Annotated in this window: 18 protein-coding genes; 11 read left to right on the forward strand and 7 right to left on the reverse strand. The window is 69.5% G+C overall.

Annotated features, from left to right (window positions below; all coding sequences use genetic code 11):
• Nucleotides 1-101 precede the first annotated feature (101 nt).
• Entirely contained in the window at nucleotides 102-758 is a 657-nt protein-coding gene (locus AB0N89_RS36165; protein WP_364214569.1) for an O-methyltransferase, read from the reverse strand.
• A 76-nt stretch (nucleotides 759-834) separates the two neighbouring features.
• Complete coding sequence (locus AB0N89_RS36170) at nucleotides 835-1,653, reverse strand: ABC transporter ATP-binding protein (protein WP_364214572.1); 819 nt, start codon at nucleotides 1,651-1,653, stop codon at nucleotides 835-837.
• Between the two features lie 104 nt (nucleotides 1,654-1,757).
• Between AB0N89_RS36170 and AB0N89_RS36175 the strand changes: the two genes are divergently transcribed.
• Nucleotides 1,758-3,074, forward strand: a complete 1,317-nt coding sequence (locus AB0N89_RS36175) for a PLP-dependent aminotransferase family protein (RefSeq protein WP_364214575.1) — start codon at nucleotides 1,758-1,760, stop codon at nucleotides 3,072-3,074.
• 6 nt (nucleotides 3,075-3,080) lie between these two features.
• Here the strand turns inward: AB0N89_RS36175 and AB0N89_RS36180 are convergent, their stop codons facing one another.
• From AB0N89_RS36180 to AB0N89_RS36190, 3 genes are all read right to left on the reverse strand, one after another.
• Nucleotides 3,081-4,889 carry a hypothetical protein gene (locus AB0N89_RS36180; RefSeq protein WP_364214578.1) on the reverse strand — a complete coding sequence of 603 codons (1,809 nt, stop codon included), beginning with the start codon at nucleotides 4,887-4,889 and terminating at the stop codon, nucleotides 3,081-3,083.
• Between the two features lie 114 nt (nucleotides 4,890-5,003).
• Nucleotides 5,004-6,977, reverse strand: a complete 1,974-nt coding sequence (locus AB0N89_RS36185) for an SDR family oxidoreductase (RefSeq protein ID WP_364214581.1) — start codon at nucleotides 6,975-6,977, stop codon at nucleotides 5,004-5,006.
• Between the two features lie 58 nt (nucleotides 6,978-7,035).
• Entirely contained in the window at nucleotides 7,036-7,245 is a 210-nt protein-coding gene (locus tag AB0N89_RS36190; protein ID WP_005153289.1) for a hypothetical protein, read from the reverse strand.
• Between the two features lie 204 nt (nucleotides 7,246-7,449).
• Between AB0N89_RS36190 and AB0N89_RS36195 the strand changes: the two genes are divergently transcribed.
• On the forward strand, nucleotides 7,450-8,673 hold the full coding sequence (locus AB0N89_RS36195; protein ID WP_364214584.1) for an FAD-dependent oxidoreductase: 1,224 nt from the start codon (nucleotides 7,450-7,452) through the stop codon (nucleotides 8,671-8,673).
• Nucleotides 8,674-8,759: 86 nt separating this feature from the next.
• Here the strand turns inward: AB0N89_RS36195 and AB0N89_RS36200 are convergent, their stop codons facing one another.
• A complete protein-coding gene (locus AB0N89_RS36200) occupies nucleotides 8,760-10,022 on the reverse strand; it encodes a Bcr/CflA family multidrug efflux MFS transporter (RefSeq protein WP_364214587.1) in 1,263 nt (420 codons plus the stop codon).
• Nucleotides 10,023-10,252: 230 nt separating this feature from the next.
• On the opposite strand from AB0N89_RS36200, the gene AB0N89_RS36205 reads away from it, so the two are divergent.
• Genes AB0N89_RS36205 through AB0N89_RS36230 form a run of 6 tightly spaced genes read left to right on the forward strand, consistent with a single transcriptional unit; the run spans nucleotide 10,253 to nucleotide 16,774 of the window.
• The gene (locus AB0N89_RS36205; RefSeq protein WP_364214590.1) at nucleotides 10,253-11,113 is read left to right on the forward strand and encodes a fumarylacetoacetate hydrolase family protein; all 861 of its coding nucleotides are present in this window, start codon (nucleotides 10,253-10,255) and stop codon (nucleotides 11,111-11,113) included.
• Complete coding sequence (locus AB0N89_RS36210; RefSeq protein WP_364214593.1) at nucleotides 11,113-12,417, forward strand: enolase C-terminal domain-like protein; 1,305 nt, start codon at nucleotides 11,113-11,115, stop codon at nucleotides 12,415-12,417. The genes AB0N89_RS36205 and AB0N89_RS36210 overlap by 1 nt, the downstream gene beginning before the upstream one ends.
• Nucleotides 12,410-13,168, forward strand: coding sequence for an SDR family oxidoreductase (locus AB0N89_RS36215; protein ID WP_364214596.1), 759 nt, complete (start codon nucleotides 12,410-12,412; stop codon nucleotides 13,166-13,168). Before AB0N89_RS36210 ends, AB0N89_RS36215 begins: the two co-directional genes overlap by 8 nt.
• Before the next feature lie 38 nt (nucleotides 13,169-13,206).
• Nucleotides 13,207-14,244 (forward strand): sugar ABC transporter substrate-binding protein, encoded by a 1,038-nt coding sequence (locus tag AB0N89_RS36220; protein ID WP_364214599.1) that lies wholly within the window; start codon nucleotides 13,207-13,209, stop codon nucleotides 14,242-14,244.
• The gene (locus AB0N89_RS36225; RefSeq protein WP_364214602.1) at nucleotides 14,241-15,761 is read left to right on the forward strand and encodes a sugar ABC transporter ATP-binding protein; all 1,521 of its coding nucleotides are present in this window, start codon (nucleotides 14,241-14,243) and stop codon (nucleotides 15,759-15,761) included. Before AB0N89_RS36220 ends, AB0N89_RS36225 begins: the two co-directional genes overlap by 4 nt.
• Entirely contained in the window at nucleotides 15,758-16,774 is a 1,017-nt protein-coding gene (locus AB0N89_RS36230) for an ABC transporter permease (protein ID WP_364214605.1), read from the forward strand. The genes AB0N89_RS36225 and AB0N89_RS36230 overlap by 4 nt, the downstream gene beginning before the upstream one ends.
• 85 nt (nucleotides 16,775-16,859) lie before the next feature.
• Here the strand turns inward: AB0N89_RS36230 and AB0N89_RS36235 are convergent, their stop codons facing one another.
• Nucleotides 16,860-17,570 carry a FadR/GntR family transcriptional regulator gene (locus AB0N89_RS36235; RefSeq protein WP_364214608.1) on the reverse strand — a complete coding sequence of 237 codons (711 nt, stop codon included), beginning with the start codon at nucleotides 17,568-17,570 and terminating at the stop codon, nucleotides 16,860-16,862.
• 106 nt (nucleotides 17,571-17,676) lie between these two features.
• On the opposite strand from AB0N89_RS36235, the gene AB0N89_RS36240 reads away from it, so the two are divergent.
• From AB0N89_RS36240 to AB0N89_RS36250, 3 genes are read left to right on the forward strand one after another with little or no spacing between them, the layout of a single operon-like run.
• The gene (locus tag AB0N89_RS36240; RefSeq protein WP_364214611.1) at nucleotides 17,677-17,979 is read left to right on the forward strand and encodes an L-rhamnose mutarotase; all 303 of its coding nucleotides are present in this window, start codon (nucleotides 17,677-17,679) and stop codon (nucleotides 17,977-17,979) included.
• Entirely contained in the window at nucleotides 17,976-18,947 is a 972-nt protein-coding gene (locus tag AB0N89_RS36245) for an aldo/keto reductase (protein WP_364214614.1), read from the forward strand. Before AB0N89_RS36240 ends, AB0N89_RS36245 begins: the two co-directional genes overlap by 4 nt.
• Nucleotides 18,944-19,768, forward strand: coding sequence for an amidohydrolase family protein (locus tag AB0N89_RS36250; protein WP_364214617.1), 825 nt, complete (start codon nucleotides 18,944-18,946; stop codon nucleotides 19,766-19,768). Before AB0N89_RS36245 ends, AB0N89_RS36250 begins: the two co-directional genes overlap by 4 nt.
• The last annotated feature ends 169 nt before the right edge of the window (nucleotides 19,769-19,937 follow it).

Genomic DNA, 19,937 nt, shown 5'->3' on the forward strand with positions numbered 1-19,937 from the left:
CGCGTAGAGGTGCGGATCGGCCAGCGCGCTTTCGCGGTAGGCGACGCCGAGCCGCACGAGATCCTCGCGAAACGCCACTCACGACCACCCCGACCGATGGCTCAGGAGGTCACGAGTGCGACGGTCAGCCCGTCGTGTCCCTTCATGCCGACGGTCTGCAGCGCGGTCGCGTCGACCCGCGGCTCGGCGGCGATCAGCTCGTGCATCCGCCGGAGTCCCAGGATCTCGTCCGAGGTGTTCGCCGCGTCGGCCACCGCGCCCGAGCGCACGACGTTGTCGATCACGATCACCCCGCCCGGCCTGCTCAGCCGCAGCGCCTCCTGGAAGTAGGCCGGGTTGTTGACCCTGTCCGCGTCGATGAACGTCAGGTCGATCGGTCCTTCGACGCCGGGCAGCAGGTCCAGCGCCTCGCCGAGCCGGATGTCGACGAGATCGCCGACGCCCGCCGCGTCGAGGTTCTTCCGCGCGACATCGGCGAACTTCGGGTAGTACTCGAGCGTCACGAGACGTCCTCCCGGCGGAAGGGCGCGGGCGAGCCAGATCGTGCTGTAGCCGCCGAGTGTGCCGATCTCCAGGATCGAGCGGGCGCCGATCATCCTGGCCAGCAGGTGAAGCAGTTTGCCCTGGTTCGGCGCGACCGCGATGGCGGGCATGCCCGCCTCGTCCGAGGCCGCCAGGGCCGCTTCGAGAGCGGGATCGGACGGGACGAGCGCGCCGAAGATGTAGTCGTCTACTTGGGTCCACGTTTCCTGAGACATGGGCACCTCCCTGCGCCAAACCTAGGTCGCCTGCCGGAAGAACGGGCGTCCGATGGGGCGTCCGATCGGGCGGACCTCAGGCGGCGCGGCGTCCGGCCTTCGGGATGACCAGCGGGGTCCCGGTTTCGGGGCACGGCATGACCCGGCACGGCAGCTCGAAGATCTTCTCGACGTTCTCGGCGGTCACGACCTCTTCGGGCGTGCCTGTCGCGAGCACCTCTCCGCCCCGCATCGCGATCATGTGCGTCGCGTAGCGCGCGGCGTGGTTGAGGTCGTGCAGCACCGCGACCAGCGTCCGGCCCTGCTCCTGGTGCAGTTCCGCGCACAGGTCCAGGATGTCCATCTGATGTGCGATGTCCAGATAGGTCGTCGGCTCGTCGAGCAGCAGCAGGTCGGTCTCCTGCGCGAGCGCCATCGCCATCCACACGCGCTGCCGCTGCCCGCCGGACAGTTCGTCGACCAGCCGCTCGGCGAGGTCGTCGACCCCGGTGGCGCGCATGGACTCGGTGACCACGGTGGCGTCCTCGCGGGACCACTGGCGCAGCAGGCGCTGGTGCGGGTACCGGCCGCGCGCGACGAGGTCGGCGACGGTGATGCCGTCGGGCGCGATCGAACTCTGCGGCAGCAGGCCGAGCCGCCGGGCGACCTCCTTCGCGGGGAAGGAGCTGATCACCTGGCCGTCGAGGAACACCGAGCCCTGGCGGGGTTTGAGCATCCGCGCGAGCGCGCGCAGCAGGGTCGTCTTGCCGCAGGCGTTCGGGCCGACGATGACGGTGAACGACCGGTCGGGGATGACCACCCCGAGGTCTTCGGCCACGGTCCGGCCGTCGTAGGCCAGCGTCAGGGCGTCCGCGTGCAGTCGTGACGGCGTTCGCTGCTCGGTGAGGGTCTCCACGCAGGTTAGGCTAACCTAGGAGCTCGCCGTTGTGGTGTTCCGTAGGTCGCAGTCGGCTCACATCGCCCGTCGATGGCATCATCAGTGGCGATCGAAGGGGCGGCATGGAGGACTACCGGATAGTCGCGGACGAGATCTCCGCCGACGTCGAGGCGGGCAGGCTCCGCCCCGGCGACAGGCTGCCCCCGCAGCGGCGCTTCGCCCGCGATCGCGGGATCGCCAACTCGACCGCCGCCAGGGTCTACGGCGAACTCGTCCGGCGAGGTGTCGTGGTCGGCGAGGTCGGAAGGGGCACGTTCGTCCGCGCGGGGAAGCCGCCGCTGGAGACCGCGCTCGCCGAGCCGGGCGGCGCGACCGTCGACCTCGAACTCAATTTCGCCGTCCTCCCGGAGCAATCGGCGCTGGTCGGGAAGGCGCTGGAACCGCTCCTGCGTGACGACGTCCTCACGGCGGCGCTGCGACCGGGGAATGTCACGGGTTCGAAGCAGGCGCGTGACGCCGTCGCCGGACTGCTCGCGAAGGACGGCTGGACGCCGGAAATCCTCTTCGCCGGCAGCGGTCGTGAGGCCATCGCGGCCGCCATCGCCGCTTTCGTGCCGATGGGGGAGCGGCTCGCGGTCGAAGCCGTCACCTACCCCGTGGTCAAAGCGCTCGCCGGGCGGCTCGGCGTCCAGCTGGTGCCCGTCGAGACCGACGACCTGGGGCTCATTCCCGAGGCGCTCGAAGCCGCGTCCGTCCGCGCGTTGTACGTCCAGCCGACCCTGCACAATCCGCTCGGGTCCACAATGGACGAAGGGCGACGCGTCGAGCTCGCGGAAACCGTGCGCCGTATGGACATCCCGGTGATCGAGGACGGGATCTACACCTTCCTCCGGCCCGAGGTCCGTCCGTTCGCGGCGTACGCGCCGGAACGCACGGTGTTCGCCGACAGCATGTCCAAACGGCTCGCCCCGGGACTGACCACCGGCTTCCTCGCCGTCCCGGCGGAATGGACGGAACGGCTGGCCGCGGCGGTGCGCTCGGGCGGCTGGGTGGCGCCCCGGTTCGCCGTCGAGGCCACCACCCGGTGGATCACCGGCGGCACGCTGGAAACCGTCGAACGGGCGAAACGGCTCGACGCGGCCGAACGCCAGCGGGTGACGGCGGAGCGGCTGGCCGGGTTCACGCTGCGCGCCGATCCTCAGGCGTACCACTGCTGGTGGGAACTCCCGGAGCACTGGCGTGCCGAGACCTTCGTAGCGGCGGCCGCGCGACGCGGGATCGCGGTCACCCCGGCGGCCGCGTTCGCCATCGTCCCCGGTCACGCCCCGAACGCGGTGCGGCTCGCCGTCTCGTCACCGCCCTTGGAGACGCTCGGCGCGGCTTTGGACGTCCTGGCCGGTCTCGCTTCCGGGCGCCCCGAAGACGCCGGCGTCGACTGACCCCCGTCAGGGGTGGGGCATCCACTTGCCGATGAAGCTGCCGCAGGTGACGGTCTGCCCGGTGAGCCGTGACCGCAGCGCGTTCTCCAGCCCGAGGTAATCGAAGATCGGCGTGTCCCCGGTGACCTCGGCGGGCACCGGCCCGCCCTTGGCCAGGGTCGGCATGCTCACGGTCTGGAAGAGCACCAGGTAGTCACCGTCGCGGTTGAGTTCGTCGGCGGTCGCGAGCATCCGCTGCGGGGCGTCGGCGACGATCTCCAGCGGCAGCGGCCATTCCAGCGGGAACGGGTTGCGCAGGCCGAAAGCGGGATAGGCGAACGGGTTGTCGGGCAGGATCGCCGTGCGCCCGGCGGGGAAGCGCGTGACGCAGTCGTGGATCTGGGAGATGTAGGTGTAAGTCCCCGGATTCGTCCGGATTCCGCGCATCGACGGCGTCACCGTGCCGAGGTCGCCGGTCAGCTTTTCGCGCGCCATGTCGAGGTACGCGGCCTCGTCGTGGTGCGCGATCACGGCCCAGCCCGAGGCCAGCACCGCGACCAGGCCCATCGCCGTGGCGCCCGCCAGCCGGATGCGGCGGGGCGGCTCGGGCAACGGCGGCAGCGCGTCCGACAACTCCAGGATCGCCGTCAGCGCCAGCGTTCCGGTGAACAGCGTCGGGGTGTCGTTGCCCCACGACAGGCTGGTCATGAACCCGGTCGCGAAGACCAGCGTGCCCATCTTCGGGAACCGCCGCGTCGCCGCCCAGTTCACCAGGAGCGCGACACCGAGGATCCACCAGAGGACGTCAGCCCAGCGCGACGCGCCGGTGAAGTGTCCATCGACGACGGTGCCGACCACCACCGCCACACCCGCCAGGAGCAGCAGCCGCGCGAAGACCGCGCCGGCGAATCCGACGCGTTCGCGGAAGAAGCCGAGCAGGGCCAGGAGCAAACCGGCGATCGCGAAGAAGGTCAGGCCCCGCACCGGCGGTCGCAGCAGTGTGCCGGGATTGTCCAGCCACAGCCCGAGAAGTCGTTGGCCGTAAGCGGGCAGGCCGCCGGTGAGCTGCTCGGCCATCGCGCCGAGACCGCCGTCGAGCGTGACGATTCCGAGGTAGAACAGCAGGAAAGCGCCCAGCGCCGGCAGATCCCAGGCCAGCCGCGCCCACCAGCGTCCGGTGCGGAACGCGCCCTCGCGCAGCGACGGGTGCAGCAACAGCCAGCACAACGCGATCAGCGGGACCGGCGCGAAACTCTGTTTGACGAACACCGAGGCGCCCAGCAGCACCAGACCGAGCCGCCGCGGCCACGCCTTGCCGTTGCGCAGCCCCGAATCCAGCGCCCACGCGCCGCAGGCGGTCAGGAAGATCCCGTCGATCGTGTGCCACGCCATCAACGGGAACGCGTTGAGGTTCAACAGCGCCGCGGCCGCCGTCAGCCCGGTGAGACCCGGCCCCCAGTCACGGACGCGGCGCCGGGTGACCAGCACGGCGAACGCGATGGTCGCCAGGATGATCTCCAGCATGCTGAGCACGCTGGACACGAAGAACAGCGGCCCCGGCACCACGAAGTCGACGACGTGCAGATACGCCGAACCCAGCGGCCGCGCCGAGATGATGTCGGAGTGCGGGACTTCGCCGTGCAGCACCCGCCACGCCTGGGCGAGGATGAACCCCTGGTCCGACGGGTGGAAACCGAAGCGCCCCACCCGGAGTTCGGTGACGACAGCGAGCGCGAGCACCCAGGCCGCGTGCAGCAAAAGCCGCAGCACTGTCCGGGACGGACGTACCACTGCCACGTCCGGTCCGATCGAAACCGGGGGACTGGCGACGTCCACACTGCCCCTTCCCGCTCGTCACTGCCTCGGCCCGTGCCCGCCGACCCCCCGGCGTATCGGAAACCGATGGTAGCGGCCAGGGGCGTCCCCCGATCGAGCCCGGCGGCGACGAGGTCAGGGACGACGGCGCCAGACCAGCCTGGTGACCGCGCCCGCGACCGACGCGAGCGGAGCCTTCCGGGGCAGGCCACGGGATTCCGGAGCGGATTCCGGCATCGCGCGGTAGACGAGGTGGGCGAAGAAACGCGCCGTCTTGGGTGCGACGAGCGTCACCAGTTCGGCGGCCGTGCCTTCGGGCAGGTTCAGGATCTCGGGGCGTTTCTCCAGTGCCTTCACCACGAGCGCGGCGGCCCGTTCGGGCGAGCTCGACGGCATGCCGCGATAGGACCCGGTCGGCGCGATCATGTCGGTCCGCACCAGCGGCATCCGGACCGAGGTGAAGGTGACGCCGTCGGAAAGCGTTTCCCGCCCGGCGGTCAGCCCGAACTCCTCCAGCGCCGCCTTCGAAGCCAGGTAAGCGGAAAACCGGGGCGTGTCGGTCTGCAGTCCTTGGGTGGTCACGTTGACGACGTGGCCGAACCCGCGCGCGGTCATCGACGGCAGCAGGCCCAGCGTCAGCCGCACGGGGCCGAAGTAGTTGATGGCCATCGTGCGCTCGTAGTCGTGGAACCGTTCGGTGGACAGCGAAAGCGAGCGCCGGATCGAGCGGCCCGCGTTGTTGACCAGCATGTCGACGGCGCCGTGCGCGGCGAGCACGTCCTTGACCAGAGCGTCGACGGCCCCGCCGTCGGTGAGGTCGCACGGATACGCCGACGCCTTCCCGCCCGCCGCGACGATCTGCTCGCGGACTTCTTCGAGTTCGTCGGCGCGCCTGGCCACGAGGATCACTTCGCCGCCCTTCGCGGCGACGGCGAGCGCGGACGCGCGCCCGATGCCCGACGAGGCGCCGGTGATCAGCACCTTGCGGCCGTCGAGCGGCTCCGGTCCCGGACGACGGCGGCCGCGATCGGGGTCCAGTTGCGCGAGCCAGTACCGGTAGAGCGGCCCGGCGTACTCCTCCAACGGCGGCAAGGTGACGCCGCTGCCTTCGAGGGCGGCCGTCGTCGCGCTCGTGTCGAAGTCGACCTCCATGCTCAGATGGGGGAGGACCTCCAGCGGGACGCCGAGTTCCGCGAGCACCGCCGCGCGGGCCGAACGGCCGCCGGGGACCCGGTCGAATCCGGCCGCCGCGGACTTCGCCAAGCGGGTCCCGGCGCGTTTCAGCGCCCCGGACGGCCGTGCGGGGAGGACGGCGGCGATCTTCGGCCCGCCCGCGGCCCGGGCGAAGGCGTTGTAGACCTCGTGCAGCGGCTGGGGCCGCGGCGACGCGAGGTGATATGTGCTGCCGCTGGGCGCGTCGGCGTGCATGAGGTGTTCCATCGCTTCGACGACGTAGTCGACCGGCACGATGTTCGTGGCGCCGAGATCCGGCGCGGCCAGCGGGAGACGCCGGGGCAGCGCGGCGAGCCGCGAGATCGCGGGAAGGAAGTAGTACGGACCGTCGATCTTGTCCATTTCACCGGTGCGCGAATCGCCGGCCACGGCGGACGGCCGGTACACGCGGAACGGTGTTTTCCCTTGGCGCCGCACGAGTTTCTCCGCCTCGAACTTCGTCGCGTGATACGGGGACGCGAAGCTCTGGCCGAGGTCGAAGTCGGCTTCGGTGAAACGTCCGGCGTACTGTCCGGCGACCGCGATGGAAGAGACGTGGTGGAAGAGCCCGGCGTTCGCGGCCGCGGCGAACTCCAGCACGGTGCGGGTGCCGTCGACGTTGGCCGCGCGGTTGGCGGCCTCGTCCGCGGTGAGGTCGTAGATCGCGCCGAGGTGCACGACGTGATCGAGGGCGCCCAGGCGGGCGGGATCGATGCCCAGCGAGGGTTCGGTCAGGTCGCCGGTGACGGGAACGAGCTTCTCGTGGCTCGGGAGCTTCCCGCGTGAGGTCTCCCTCACGAGTACGTGGACGGCTACGGTCTCTGGACGCCGTAGTAGGCGCGCGACCAGGCGTTTTCCCAGAAAACCCGTCGCGCCCGTCACGAAGTAGGTGGTCATGGCCGGCTCCTTCCGAACGGAGCCGACTCTACCTACTCAGAAGTAGGAACGGTAGTTGTCATTCACTGTGATCCGGATGTTCGGCCACCGCGACCACGGCGTCGCGGAGCGCGGCGCGCAGGCGCCCCACGTCCAGCGGCCCGAGTACGGCGGCCTCGCCGGGCGGAGCCACGAGCACGATCTTGTCGCTGCTCACGAACACCGTCACGTCCCGGCGCCTGCCCGCGAGATCCCGGCAGCCGACCGACCATTCGTCCCGCGGTGCCAACGTCCTCATCCTCCCGTAGCCCATGATCTCCCTTTCTCGTCCGTGGCTGGGACGAGGCGGTTTCGGGGCCGTGACGCCGGTTACGCCACATTCCTACTGATGGGTTAACCGAACCTGCGGATCGTGATCGACTTCGGGTTTGGCTAGGCCGGACGTGGGGGTACGGGAGTAGCGTCCGAGGGAAAGCCTGCCCGGGAGGTCTTTGTGTCCGAACCCAGGAAGATCGTGATCGTCGGTGCCGGCCTCGCGGGAGCGACGGCCGCCGGGACGCTGCGAGAACGTGGCTACGCGGGGGAAATCCTGCTGCTCGGGACCGATACGCATCGCCCGTACGAATTACCGCCCTTGTCCAAAGGGCTGCTGATGGGCAACACCGATGAACCCGATTGGGTGCACGACGCGGGTTTCTACGAAGAGAAGGACATCGCTTTCCGGAGCGGCGCGACCGCGACCAAGATCGAACTCGGCTCGCGGCTCGTGCACGACGACGCGGGTGGCGAGCACCTCTTCGACCGTCTCGTGCTCGCGACCGGGTCCGAGCCTCGATCGTTGCCGGTGCCCGGCGGTGACTTGCCCGGACTGCGAACTCTGCGCACCCTCGACGACGCGCTCGCGCTGCGCTCGGCGTTCAAGGACGCCGGACGGGTGGTGATCGTCGGCGCGGGCTGGATCGGCACCGAGGCCGCCGCGGCCGCCCGGGAACACGGCGCCGAGGTGACCGTGGTCGACCAGGTGAGCTCGCCGCTGCTCGCGGTCCTGGGAGAGCAGGTGTCCGGTGTCTTCAAAGACCTTCATACGGGGCACGGGGTGAACTGGCGGCTCGGCGAAGGTGTCGCCGGGTTCACCGGCGGTCCGGACGGGGTGACCGGCGTCCGTCTCCAGAGTGGTGACGAGCTTCCCGCCGACGTCGTGCTGGTCGCCGTCGGTGCCGCCCCGCGAGTCGACCTCGCGCACGCCGCCGGGCTGGAACTGTCGGACGACGGCGGTGTCTGCGCCGACGCCGGTCTGCGGACGGCCGCGCCCGACGTCTACGCGATCGGCGACATCGCCGCGCAGTTCCATCCCCGCTACGGGAAACGCGTGCGCGTCGAGCACTGGGGATGCGCGAAGTGGCAGGGCGAGCACGTCGCGGGGAACCTGCTGGGGGAGAACGAGCCGTACCTGAAGAGCCCGTACTTCTTCTCGGACCAGTACGACCTGGGGTGCGAGTACCGAGGGCTCGCCGATCTCGACGTCGACGAGCTCGTCGTGCGCGGCGATCTCGCTTCTCGCGACTTCACGGCGTTCTGGTTGCGGGACGGGCAGGTGACGGCCGCGATGAACGTCAACCAGTGGGACGACGGGGACGCGTTGAAGGCCCTGGTCGAGGGACGCGCTTCGGTGACGGCGGAGCAGCTGAGGACCGCCGATCTCACTTCGCTTGTCTGACGGTGTGGTGCCCCGGATGTCATGAAAGGGTCGTTCAAGACGTTTTTCGTCCTGAACGACCCTTTCATGACATCCGGGGAAGGGGGTCAGACCTCCTGGGCGACGGCCACGAGAGGCACCGAAGCCCGCGAAGGCCGCGTCATCGTCCCGAAGGCCAGCAGAGCGAGAACGCCGAAGCCCGCCATCACGATCCCCATCGGGACCGCGGTGCCCGGGCCGCCCAGTCCGACCAGCGGCGTCGCCAGCCCGCCGACGACGAACTGCAGCACGCCCAGCAGCGCCGACGCCGAACCGGCGGACCGCGCCTGTTCGGCCAGGGCCAGCGAACTCGCGTTCGGCGCCACCATGCCGATGCTCGACACCAGGATGAACAGCGGGATCAGCAGCCCGATCAGGCCGAGGTCCAGCACGGTCGCGGCGAGCACACCGAACCCGGCCACCGCCGCGATGACGAGGCCGACGGTCAGCAGCGTCCGCTCCGGGAAACGTCCGACGATGCGTCCGTTCAGCTGACCGACCAGCACGATGCCGATGCCATTGAGCCCGAACACCAGGCTGTACGCCTGCGGGCTGAGCCCGTAGACACCCTGGAGCGCGAAGGACGAGCCGGAGATGTAGGCGAACAGGCTGCCGAACATGAGCCCGGAGGCCAGCGCGTAGCCGAGGAAGCCGCGGTCGCGGAGCAGGCTCCCGTACTTCCGGAGCACCGAGCCGAGCCGGGCCGGGGTGCGGCGTTCCTCGGGCAGCGGTTCCGGCAGCAGGAAGAAGACGACGGCGAGCAGGATCGCGCCGAACACGGTCAGGCAGACGAACACGCCGCGCCACGAGGTCCAGTTCAGGATCTGGCCGCCGATGATCGGCGCCAGGATCGGGGCGAGCCCGTTGACCAGCATGAGCAGCGAGAAGAACTTCGTCATCGCGGTGCCGGAATAGAAGTCGCGCACGGTCGCCCTGGCGATCACGATGCCGGCCGCGGCGCCGAAGGCCTGGACGCCGCGGGCGGCGATGAGGAGTTCGGCGGTCGGGGCGACGGCGCACAGGATCGAGCCGACCATGTAGAGCGCGAGCCCGGCCACGAGCGGTTTGCGGCGGCCGATCGCGTCGGACAGCGGTCCGAGGATGAGCTGGCCGATGGCGAGCCCGATGATGAACGCGCTCAGCGTGAGCTGGACGGTGGCGTCCGCCGCGCGCAGTTCGCCCGCCATCTGCGGCAGCGCGGGCAGGTACATGTCGATGGACAGGGGCCCGAAGGCGGACAGGCCGCCGAGGATCAGGACGAAGCGGGCGCGTCCGGTCGTCCTCGGCCGGTGCGCGACGGTTTCTTCCACTCGCTCGGGCGCGATGGTCATGCTCGTTCCTTCCCCAGTCATGGTTCCGCGAGGAACAACTTGCTTAGAGTAGGTAACTATTCCCGCTGTGAGTCTTGCCACCCAGGTTTACCAAGACTGATCCGATCAATATTCGACACAAATCGCAGTGACCTCTAGATCTCGGGAGAGGTCGTCGGGTATACATCGGATGTCTGTTCGTTGATGTTGGAGCCGTTGAATCTTGACGGTTCGGCCGGAAGGGAAAATCCGTGCAGCTGTTGCGTCTCGGGGAGCCGGGAAGTGAGCGTCCGTTCGTACGTGCCGGGGACGGCACGGTGCGCGACCTCTCGGGGCTGACCGCCGACATCGACGGCAGCTTCTTCGCGGGCGACGGTGTCGCCAGGGTCGCGGCCGCGCTGGCCGCCGGTGAGCTGCCCGAAGCCGGCCCCGAATTCGCGCGGGCCAGGGTCGGCGCGCCGATCGCACGGCCCGGCAAGGTCGTCTGCGTCGGCCTCAACTACCGGCGGCACGCCGAGGAGTCCGGCGCCGAGGTCCCGACCGAGCCGGTCGTCTTCATGAAGGCGCCCGACGTCGTCGTCGGCCCGGAAGACGACGTGCTCGTGCCGCGCGGTTCGACCAAGACCGACTGGGAGGTCGAGCTCGGCGTCGTCATCGGCAAGACCGCGCGCTACCTCGAAAGCGTCGAAGAAGCCCTTGAGTACGTCGCCGGGTACACGGTCTCGAACGACGTGTCCGAGCGCGAGTTCCAGCTCGAACGCGGCGGCACCTGGGACAAGGGCAAGTCGTGCGAGAACTTCAACCCGCTCGGCCCGTGGCTGGTCACCGCCGACGAGGTGCCCGATCCGCAGGACCTGGGGCTGCGGTTGTGGGTCAACGGCGAGAAGAAGCAGGACTCGTCGACCAAGGACATGATTTTCACGGTCGCCGAGATCGTGCATTATCTGAGTCGGTTCATGGTGCTTCGCCCTGGCGATCTCATCAACACCGGTACCCCGCAGGGCGTCGCGCTCGGTCAGCCCGATCCCAAGCCGTACCTGCGGGAAGGTGACGTCATCGAGCTCGAGATCGACGGCCTCGGCCGTCAGCGCCAGAACGTCGGGCAGGCGTGATGGCGAAGATCGTGGGCATGGAGGTGCTCGACGTCCGCTTCCCCACCTCGCGGGAGCTGGACGGCTCGGACGCCATGAACCCGGACCCGGACTACTCGGCCGCGTACGTCGTGCTCCACACCGACGGCGGCCCGGACGGCTACGGACTCGCCTTCACCATCGGACGCGGCAACGACGTCCAGGCCGCGGCGATCCGCGCGCTGGAACCGCACGTCGTCGGGCTGGACGTGCCGACCGACGCGGCCGCGCTCGGCGCTCTGTCGCGGGCTCTGGTCGGTGACTCCCAGCTGCGGTGGCTCGGCCCGGAAAAGGGCGTCGCGCACATGGCGATCGGCGCGGTCGTCAACGCCGCCTGGGACCTCGCCGCACGGATCGCCGGCCTCCCGGTCTGGCGCTTCGCCGCCGAGATGTCGCCGGAGGAACTGGTCTCCCTCGTCGACTTCCGCTACCTGTCCGACGCGCTGACCGAGCAGGAGGCGCTCGACATCCTCCGCGCCGCCGAGCCCGGCCGCGCCGAGCGGATCGCCAAGATCGAACGCGACGGATACCGCGCGTACAGCACTTCCCCCGGCTGGCTCGGGTACTCGGACGAGAAGCTCGTCCGGCTCGCCGACCAGGCGGTCGCGGACGGCTTCGAGATGATCAAGCTGAAGGTCGGCGGTGATCTCGAAGACGACGTCCGCCGGGTGAAGCTCGCCCGCGAGACCGTCGGCGAGGACATCCGGGTCGCCGTCGACGCGAACCAGCGCTGGGACGTCTCCACCGCGATCGCCTGGATGACCGAGCTGGCGCCGTACGACCCGTACTGGATCGAGGAGCCCACCTCGCCGGACGACGTGCTCGGGCACGCCGCGATCGCCAAGGCGGTCGCCCCGATCCGCGTGGCCACCGGTGAGCACGTCCAGAACCGCGTGGTGTTCAAGCAGCTGCTGCAGGCCGGCGCGATCTCGGTGCTGCAACTGGACGCCGCCAGGGTCGGCGGGTTCAACGAGAACCTCGCGATCCTGTTGCTGGCGGCCAAATTCGACGTCCCGGTGTGCCCGCACGCCGGCGGGGTCGGGCTGTGCGAACTCGTGCGGCACCTGTCGATGTTCGACTTCGCGGCCGTGTCCGGGTCCGACGTCGACCGGTCCATCGAATGGGTCGACCACCTCCACGAGCACTTCACCGACCCGGCGGTCGTGACCGACGGCCGCTACCTGGCGCCCTCCGCGCCGGGCTTCTCGGCGCGCATGCACGACGCGACCCTGCGCCGGTTCACCTTCCCCGACGGTCCGGAATGGACGGAGATCGACAGTGAGTGAGTTCGAAGGCCTCGTCGCCGCCGTCACCGGCGGCGCCTCCGGGATCGGCCGGGCCACCGCGGACCTGCTGGCCTCGCGCGGCGCGACGGTCGCGATCCTCGACCTGAAGCCGGACGACCTTCCCGGAGGTCTCACCGGATTCCGTTGCGACGTCGGCTCCGACGACGAGGTCCGCGCGGCGATCGACGCGGTCGCCGAACGCTTCGGCAGGCTCGACGTCCTGGTCAACAACGCGGGCATCGGCGCACAGGGTGACGTCACCTCCAACAGCGACGACGAGTGGCACCGCGTGCTCGACATCAACGTCGTCGGCATGGTGCGGCTCGCGCGGGCGGCGTTGCCGCATCTGAAGAACTCGCCGTCGGCCGCGATCGTCAACACCTGTTCGATCGCCGCGTGGGCGGGCCTGCCCAACCGCGCCCTGTACTCGGCCAGCAAGGGCGCGGTGCTCTCGCTGACCCTGGCGATGGCGACCGACCACCTCGCCGACCGGATCCGGGTCAACTGCGTCTGCCCGGGGACCGCGGACACCCCGTGGGTCGGCAGGCTGCTCGACTCCGCGGGCGACCCGGAAGCCGAACGGGCGGCGCTGGCCGCCCGTCAGCCGATGGGGCGGCTGGTGACCGCGGACGAGGTGGCGAACGCGATCGTGTATCTCGCCAGCCCGCTGTCGGCTTCGACCACCGGCACGGCGCTCGCCGTCGACGGCGGTATGTACGGGCTGCGCCCGCGCGGTCCGGTCCAGCAGTAGCTCCCTACCCGGTTCCGGCTGTCATCAAGGAGGATGCGGTGCGTACGAGGGTGATCAGGGTGGCCGCCGCGGCCACCGCGCTCGGGCTGGCCTTGTCGGCCTGTGGATCCACGAAGGACAACGCGCCGAAACCGGGTGCCGGCGGTGGCGGCAAGGTCGGTGCGACGATCCCGCTGCTGACCTCGCCGTTCTGGCAGGCCTACAACAACTACGTACCGCTGAAGGCGAAGGAACAGGGCGTCGAGGCGCTGCCGACGGTCAACGCCGACAGCGACTCGGCGAAGCAGATCACCGACGTCAACACCCTGCTCAATCAAGGGATCAAGGGTCTCGTCGTGACGCCGTTGGACTCCGCGGCCGTCGTGGCCGGGCTCAAAGCGGCGGAGAACAAGGGCGTCCCGGTGGTGGCGGTCGACGTCGCGCCCGAGAGCGGCAAGGTCTCGATGGTGGTGCGCGCGGACAACAAGGCGTACGGCACCAAGGCCTGCGAAGCGATCGGCGCGAAGGTCACGTCGGGCAAGGTCGTCCAGGTCATGGGCGACCTCGCCTCGGTCAACGGCCGTGACCGCTCCGAGGCGTTCCGGGAGTGCATGAAGACGAAGTTCCCGGGCGTCCAGGTGCTGGAGGTCGCCGCCGAGTGGAAGGCGGACAAGGCTTCGTCCGGTTTGGACAGTCTGCTGACCGCCAACCCGGACATCAAGGCCGTGTACATGCAGGCGGGCGGCGTCTATCTGGCGCCGACGCAGCAGGCGCTCAAACGCAAGAACCTCTCCTTCCCGGTCGGCGACCCGAAGCACGTCGTGCTGGTCAGCAACGACGGGATCCCCCAGGAACTGGCCGCGATCCGCGCGGGCGAGCTCGACGCGACCGTGTCCCAGCCCGCCGACGACTACGCCAAGTACGGCATGTACTGGATCAAGAAGGCGATGGCGGGGGAGGCCTTCAAGGCCGGTCCGACCGACCACGGCAGCACGATCGTCGAGGTCCGGCCGGGGATCCTGGAAGACCAGCTCCCCGCGCCCGTCGTCACCAAGGACAACGTCGACGACAAGGCCCTCTGGGGGAACAACCTGTGAGCGCGCTGCCCGCCGGGTCCGCCGCCGTGCCGGTGGTCAGCGCGTTGGGCGTCGGCAAACGCTACGGCCCGACCGTGGCGCTGTCCGACGTCAGCATCACCGTCGAATCCGGCGAGTCGCACGCGCTCGTCGGTCGTAACGGGGCCGGGAAGTCGACGCTGGTCTCGATCCTCACCGGACTGTCCAAAACGGACACCGGTTCGGTCGAGTTCGGCGGCGTCCCCGCGCCGCCTTTGTCCAGACAGGACGACTGGAAGCGTGCCGTCGCCTGTGTCTACCAGCACGCGATGGTCGTCCCGCAGCTGACCGTCGCGGAGAACCTGTTCCTCAATCGCCAATCCGGCAAGGGTTTCGCGATCGGCTGGCAGCGGTTGCGCCGTCAGGCCAGGGAACTGCTCGACTCCTGGGACGTGGGGGTCGACGTCGACACCCCGGCGGGGGAACTGTCGGTCGAGGACCGGCAGTTCGTCGAGATCGCCAGGGCGCTCTCGTACGGCGCGCGGTTCATCGTGCTCGACGAGCCGACGGCGCAGCTGGACAGCCAGGCGATCGAACGGCTTTTCGAGCGGATGCGCCAGATGCAGGCGAACGGGGTGACGTTCCTGTTCATCTCGCATCACCTCCACGAGGTGTACGAGGTGTGCCAGGCGGTCACCGTGCTGCGCGACGCCAAGCACATCCTGACCGCGCCGGTCTCGGAGGTCGGCCGCGCCGAGCTCGTCGACGCGATGACCGGTGAGCGGGGCGGGCTTTCCGTCCGCGACGCCTCGACGCGCGAGGCGCTGGCACCGGACGCCGACGAGGTGCTGACCGTCGACGGGCTTTCCGGTGACGGCTTCGAGGACGTGACGTTCCGGATCCACCGCGGCGAGGTGATCGGGCTCGCGGGCAGCAACGCCAGCGGCAAGCATCAGGTCGCCGAAACCGTGTACGGCCTGCGATCGCCGTTTTCCGGGACGATCCGGGTCGACGGGAGGCCGTTGAAACCGGGCGACATCCCGGCCGCGATCCGCGCCGGGATCGGCTGCGTGCCGAGGGACCGGCACCACGAAGGCCTGGTCCTGGAGCACTCCATCGCGGACAACGCCACACTGTCCATTTTGGATCGTATGGGCAAGGGCGGCGTCGCGTCACCGGGCACGCGGTATTCGAAAGCGTCGAAGGCCTTGCGGGACTACGACATCGTCGCTGCCGACGCCGACCAGCCGGTGTCCGACCTTTCCGGAGGCAACCAGCAGAAGGTCGTCCTTGCCCGCGCGCTGGCCGGGGATCCGCGCCTGGTCGTGCTGATCAACCCGACCGCGGGCGTGGACGTGAAGTCGAAGGAAGCGCTGCTCGCGGTCGTCGACCGGGTACGGGCGGAAGGCAAGGCGGTGCTGATCGTCAGCGACGAGCTGGACGATCTCCGGCTGAGCGACCGGGTGCTGGTGCTGCGCGCCGGCGCCGTGGCCGCCGAGCACCGGGCGGGCTGGACCGACGGGGACCTCGTGGCCGACATCGAAGGAGTGGAACGGTGACCGAGTTGATGACCGATCCGAAGACTTCGTCGTTCGCGGCCCCGCCGCGCCGCAAGAAGTTCCGCTGGCTGCGCGAACTCGCCCTGGTCCCGGCGCTCGTCGTGGTGTTGATCATCGGAGGACTGATCAGCGACACGTTCCTGACCTTCGGCAGCATCGTCGGGATCCTGTCCGCCTCGGCGGCGCTGTCGATGGTGGTGCTGGGCGAATCGCTCGTGCTGCTGACCGGGAAGTTCGACCTGTCGCTGGAATCCACCATGGGCATGGCGCCCGCGCTCGGCGCGATGCTGGTCATCCCGGTGGCCTCCTCGGGCTTCGGCACCGAGATCCCGGGCTTCGCGGGCATCCTCGCCGTGCTGGTGGCCGGCGCCGCGATCGGTTTCGTGAACGGGTTCCTGATCGTCAAACTGAAGCTGAACGCCTTCATCGTCACGCTGGCGATGCTGACCGTGCTGCGCGGCACGCAGATCGGGTCCACGCAAGGAAAGACGCTCTTCGACCAGCTGGACGTGTTCACCGCGCTGGCGACGACGACGTTCATCGGGCTGCCGATGTCGGTGTGGCTGGCCGCGGCGCTGTTCACCGTGTTCGGGCTGGGGCTGCGGTATCACCGGATCGGCCGGTCGCTGTACGCCATCGGGGGCAACCGGGAAGCCGCGCGGGCCGCCGGTATCCGCGTCGACCGGATTTCGTGGGGTGTCTTCGTCGTCGCCGGTGTGCTGGCGGCGCTCGGCGGGCTCGCGTACACGGGTTACGTCGGCGCGCTCGGCGCGGATCAGGGCGACGGGCTCATCCTGCAGGTGTTCGCGGCCGCGGTGATCGGCGGTGTCTCCCTGGACGGCGGGAAGGGCACGCTGGTCGGGGCGCTCACCGGTGTGCTGCTCCTGCAGACGGTCACCAACCTGCTCCAGGTCGCGCAGGTGCCGCCGGAATGGCTGAAGGCGATCTACGGCGTGATCATCCTGGTTGCGTTGATCATTTCCCGCTACGCGAGCGGGAAAGCCCAGACTTAGCCCGAAAGTCCGTGAAGGCCTCCTTCCCTACCTTGAGAGTAAGGAAGGAGGCCTTCACGGAGCATCCATGGAGGAAAGTGCGGTGTCAGGAAACTTCGGCGGCCGAAGTGGGATCGTCCGCCGTGCCGAGGGCGTTGCGGAGCCACTGCTCCACACCGGCGACGTGCACGGTGGCCCACGAACGCGCGAGTTCGGGTTCGCGGGCGGCGATGGCTTCGTAGATGGCCGTGTGCTGCTCGCGGGTCTTCGCGACCGCGCCCTCCTGGGTGAGCCCGCGCCAGATGCGGGCGCGCGCGGTGGGGCCGGACAGGCTGTCCAGCAGCGAGCACAGCACCGGATTCCCGGAGCCGTCGGCGATCTTGCGATGGAACTGCAGGTCGTTGGCGACCAGTGCCTCCACCGTCGGCGAGTCGGCCAGCTCGTCGAGCAGGCGGCCTAGTTCCGCGATGTCCTCGTCGCTCATGCGCATCGCGGCCATCGCCGTCGCCGCCGGTTCGAGGATCCGGCGGACGGCGAGGAAGTCCAGCACGGTGTCGTCGCGGTGGAAGTCCACCACGAACGTCATCGCGTCGAGGAGGAGATTCGGTTCGAGGCTGGTGACGTACGTCCCGTCGCCCTGGCGGACGTCGAGCACGCGGATCAGGCACAGCGCCTTCACCGCTTCGCGCAGCGAGCTGCGGGACAAGCCGAGCCGCTGGGCCAGTTCGGCCTCTTTCGGCAGCCTGTCGCCGGGAGCAAGCTCGCCGGAGATGATCATGTCCTTGATCTTGTCGATCGCGACATCGGTGACCGGCATGTTCCACCGCCCTCCCCGAAGACCTCGGATGTTTGAGTGTCAGTTGACAGAGTGCCATGTTTCGAGTTGAGGAGTCGCGGTGACCCACGGTGTCGCATCACAAAGAGTGGCACTCCACACCCGGTTGAAGCCGGGCAAGGAGGCCGAATACGAGTCGGTCCACGCCGTCATCCCGCCTGAGCTGGACGAAGCCCTGCGTGGCGCGGGCGTGCGTTCGTGGCGGATCTGGCGTGACGGGCTCGACCTGTTCCACGTCGTCGAGGTGGAGGACTACGCGAAGATGCGAGAGGTGCTGCGCGACCATCCGGCCAACATCCCGTGGCAGGCACGGATGTCGGAACTGCTCGACGTCGAAGACGACTACTCGGGCGGCGATTCGGGGCTCGGCCTGGTCTGGGAGCTCCCGTGAAGATGTCCCTGTCCCCACTGGGGCTCGGCTGCGCGCAGCTGGGCAACCTGTACCACGCCATCACCGGCGAGACGGCCGAAGCGACCGTCCGGCAGGCGTGGGACGAAGGAATCCGGTACTTCGACACCGCCCCGCACTACGGTCTCGGGCTGTCGGAACGACGGCTGGGCGCGGCGCTTTCGGCGTATCCTCGCGCGGACTTCGTGGTGTCGACCAAGGTCGGCCGCGTGCTGGAACCCGACCCCGCTGGCGCTTCGCGCACCGACTCGCAGGGTTTCGTCGTGCCCGCGGCGTTCAAGAGACGCTGGGACTTCAGCCGCGACGGGATCCTCCGGTCGCTTGAGGACAGTCTGGAGCGCCTCGGGCTCGACCGGGTGGACGTCGTCTACGTGCACGACCCGGACGAACATTTCGAGGACACCGTCAACGGCGCGTTCCCCGCGCTGCTCGAACTGCGGGAGCAGGGCGTCGTCGACGCCATCGGGGCCGGGATGAACCAGGCGCCGATGCTCACGGAGTTCGTCCGCCGGTTCGACCTCGACGTGATCCTGCTGGCGGGCCGGTACACCTTGCTGAACCAGCCCGCGCTCGACGATCTTCTCCCGCTGTGCGCGGAACGCGGCGTGGACGTGGTGGCCGGGGGCGCGTTCAACGCCGGGATCCTCGCCACCGCGTCGCCGGGCACGATGTACGACTACGCCGAGGCGCCCGCCGAACTGGTCGAGCGGGCGCGGCGGATCGCCGAGGTCTGCGAGCGGCACGGTGTCGAACTCCCGCAGGCCGCGTTGAGGCTGCCCCCCGAGCATCCGGCGGTGGTGTCCGTCGTCGTCGGCGCGCACGATCCCGGTCAGGTGCGGCTCAACGCCGAACGGTTCCGGCGCCCGGTGCCGCGCGAGTTGTGGACGGACCTGATCCGTGCGGGACTGTTGCGGGAGGACACCGTGCTGCGACAGGAGGACCGGCCGTGATCGACGCGCACCACCATCTCTGGGATCCCTCGCGGCGGGACTACCCGTGGATGACGGGCGAGGCGCTGGACCCGATCCGGCGTCCGTACACAGTGGACGATCTCCGCGCGGTGACCAAGGCGGCCGGGGTGAAGGGGACCGTGCTGGTGCAGACGGTCTCCTCGGAGGAGGAGACGCGCGAGTTCCTCTTCGCCGCCCGGGACGAACCGCTGATCGCGGGCGTCGTCGGCTGGACCGACCTCACCGCCCCGGACGTCGCCGAGCGGGTGGCCGCGTTTTCCGGTCCGCTGGTGGGGATCCGGCATCAGGTGGAAGACGAGGCCGACCCGTCGTGGCTGACGCGGCCCGACGTCCTGCGTGGCCTCGCCGCCCTCGGCGAGGCCGGGCTGGCCTACGACCTGCTGGTGAAGCCGCCTCAGCTTCCCGCCGCCCTCGCCGCCGCGAAAGCGTTGCCGGATCAGGTTTTCGTGCTGGACCACGCCGCGAAGCCGCCGATCTCCTCGGGCCAGTGGCAGCCGTGGGCGGACGGCGTCGCGGCCCTGGGCGGGCTGGACAACGTGTACTGCAAGCTTTCGGGGCTGGTGACCGAGGCGGACTGGGCGCACTGGAAGGTCGGGCAGCTGGCACGGTGGGCGGAGCACGTGCTGGAGTCCTTCGGGGCTTCGCGCCTGATGTTCGGCTCCGACTGGCCGGTCTGCGAACTCGCGGCCGCGTACGAGGTCGTCGTGGACACGGCCTTCTCGCTGACGGGCTCGCTGAGCGACGCCGAACGGCTGGAATTCTTCGACGGCACCGCGCGGCGCGCCTACCGCCTCTCGTGAGTGGTGAGGCCGCGGTTATCGAGGAGTAGGGCAAAGGTGACGCTGTGCCTGAGCCCAGGGGTATGCGAAGTCGTGTGACGGCGGATAAACCCCGTAAACCCCCAGATACCCCGGGATGACCAACCAACACCCCAAACCACACCAATAACAACCCCCCGAGAGACGCCCA

Origin of the sequence: Amycolatopsis sp. NPDC089917, from assembly GCF_040684635.1 — a bacterium.
Taxonomy (GTDB): domain Bacteria; phylum Actinomycetota; class Actinomycetes; order Mycobacteriales; family Pseudonocardiaceae; genus Amycolatopsis.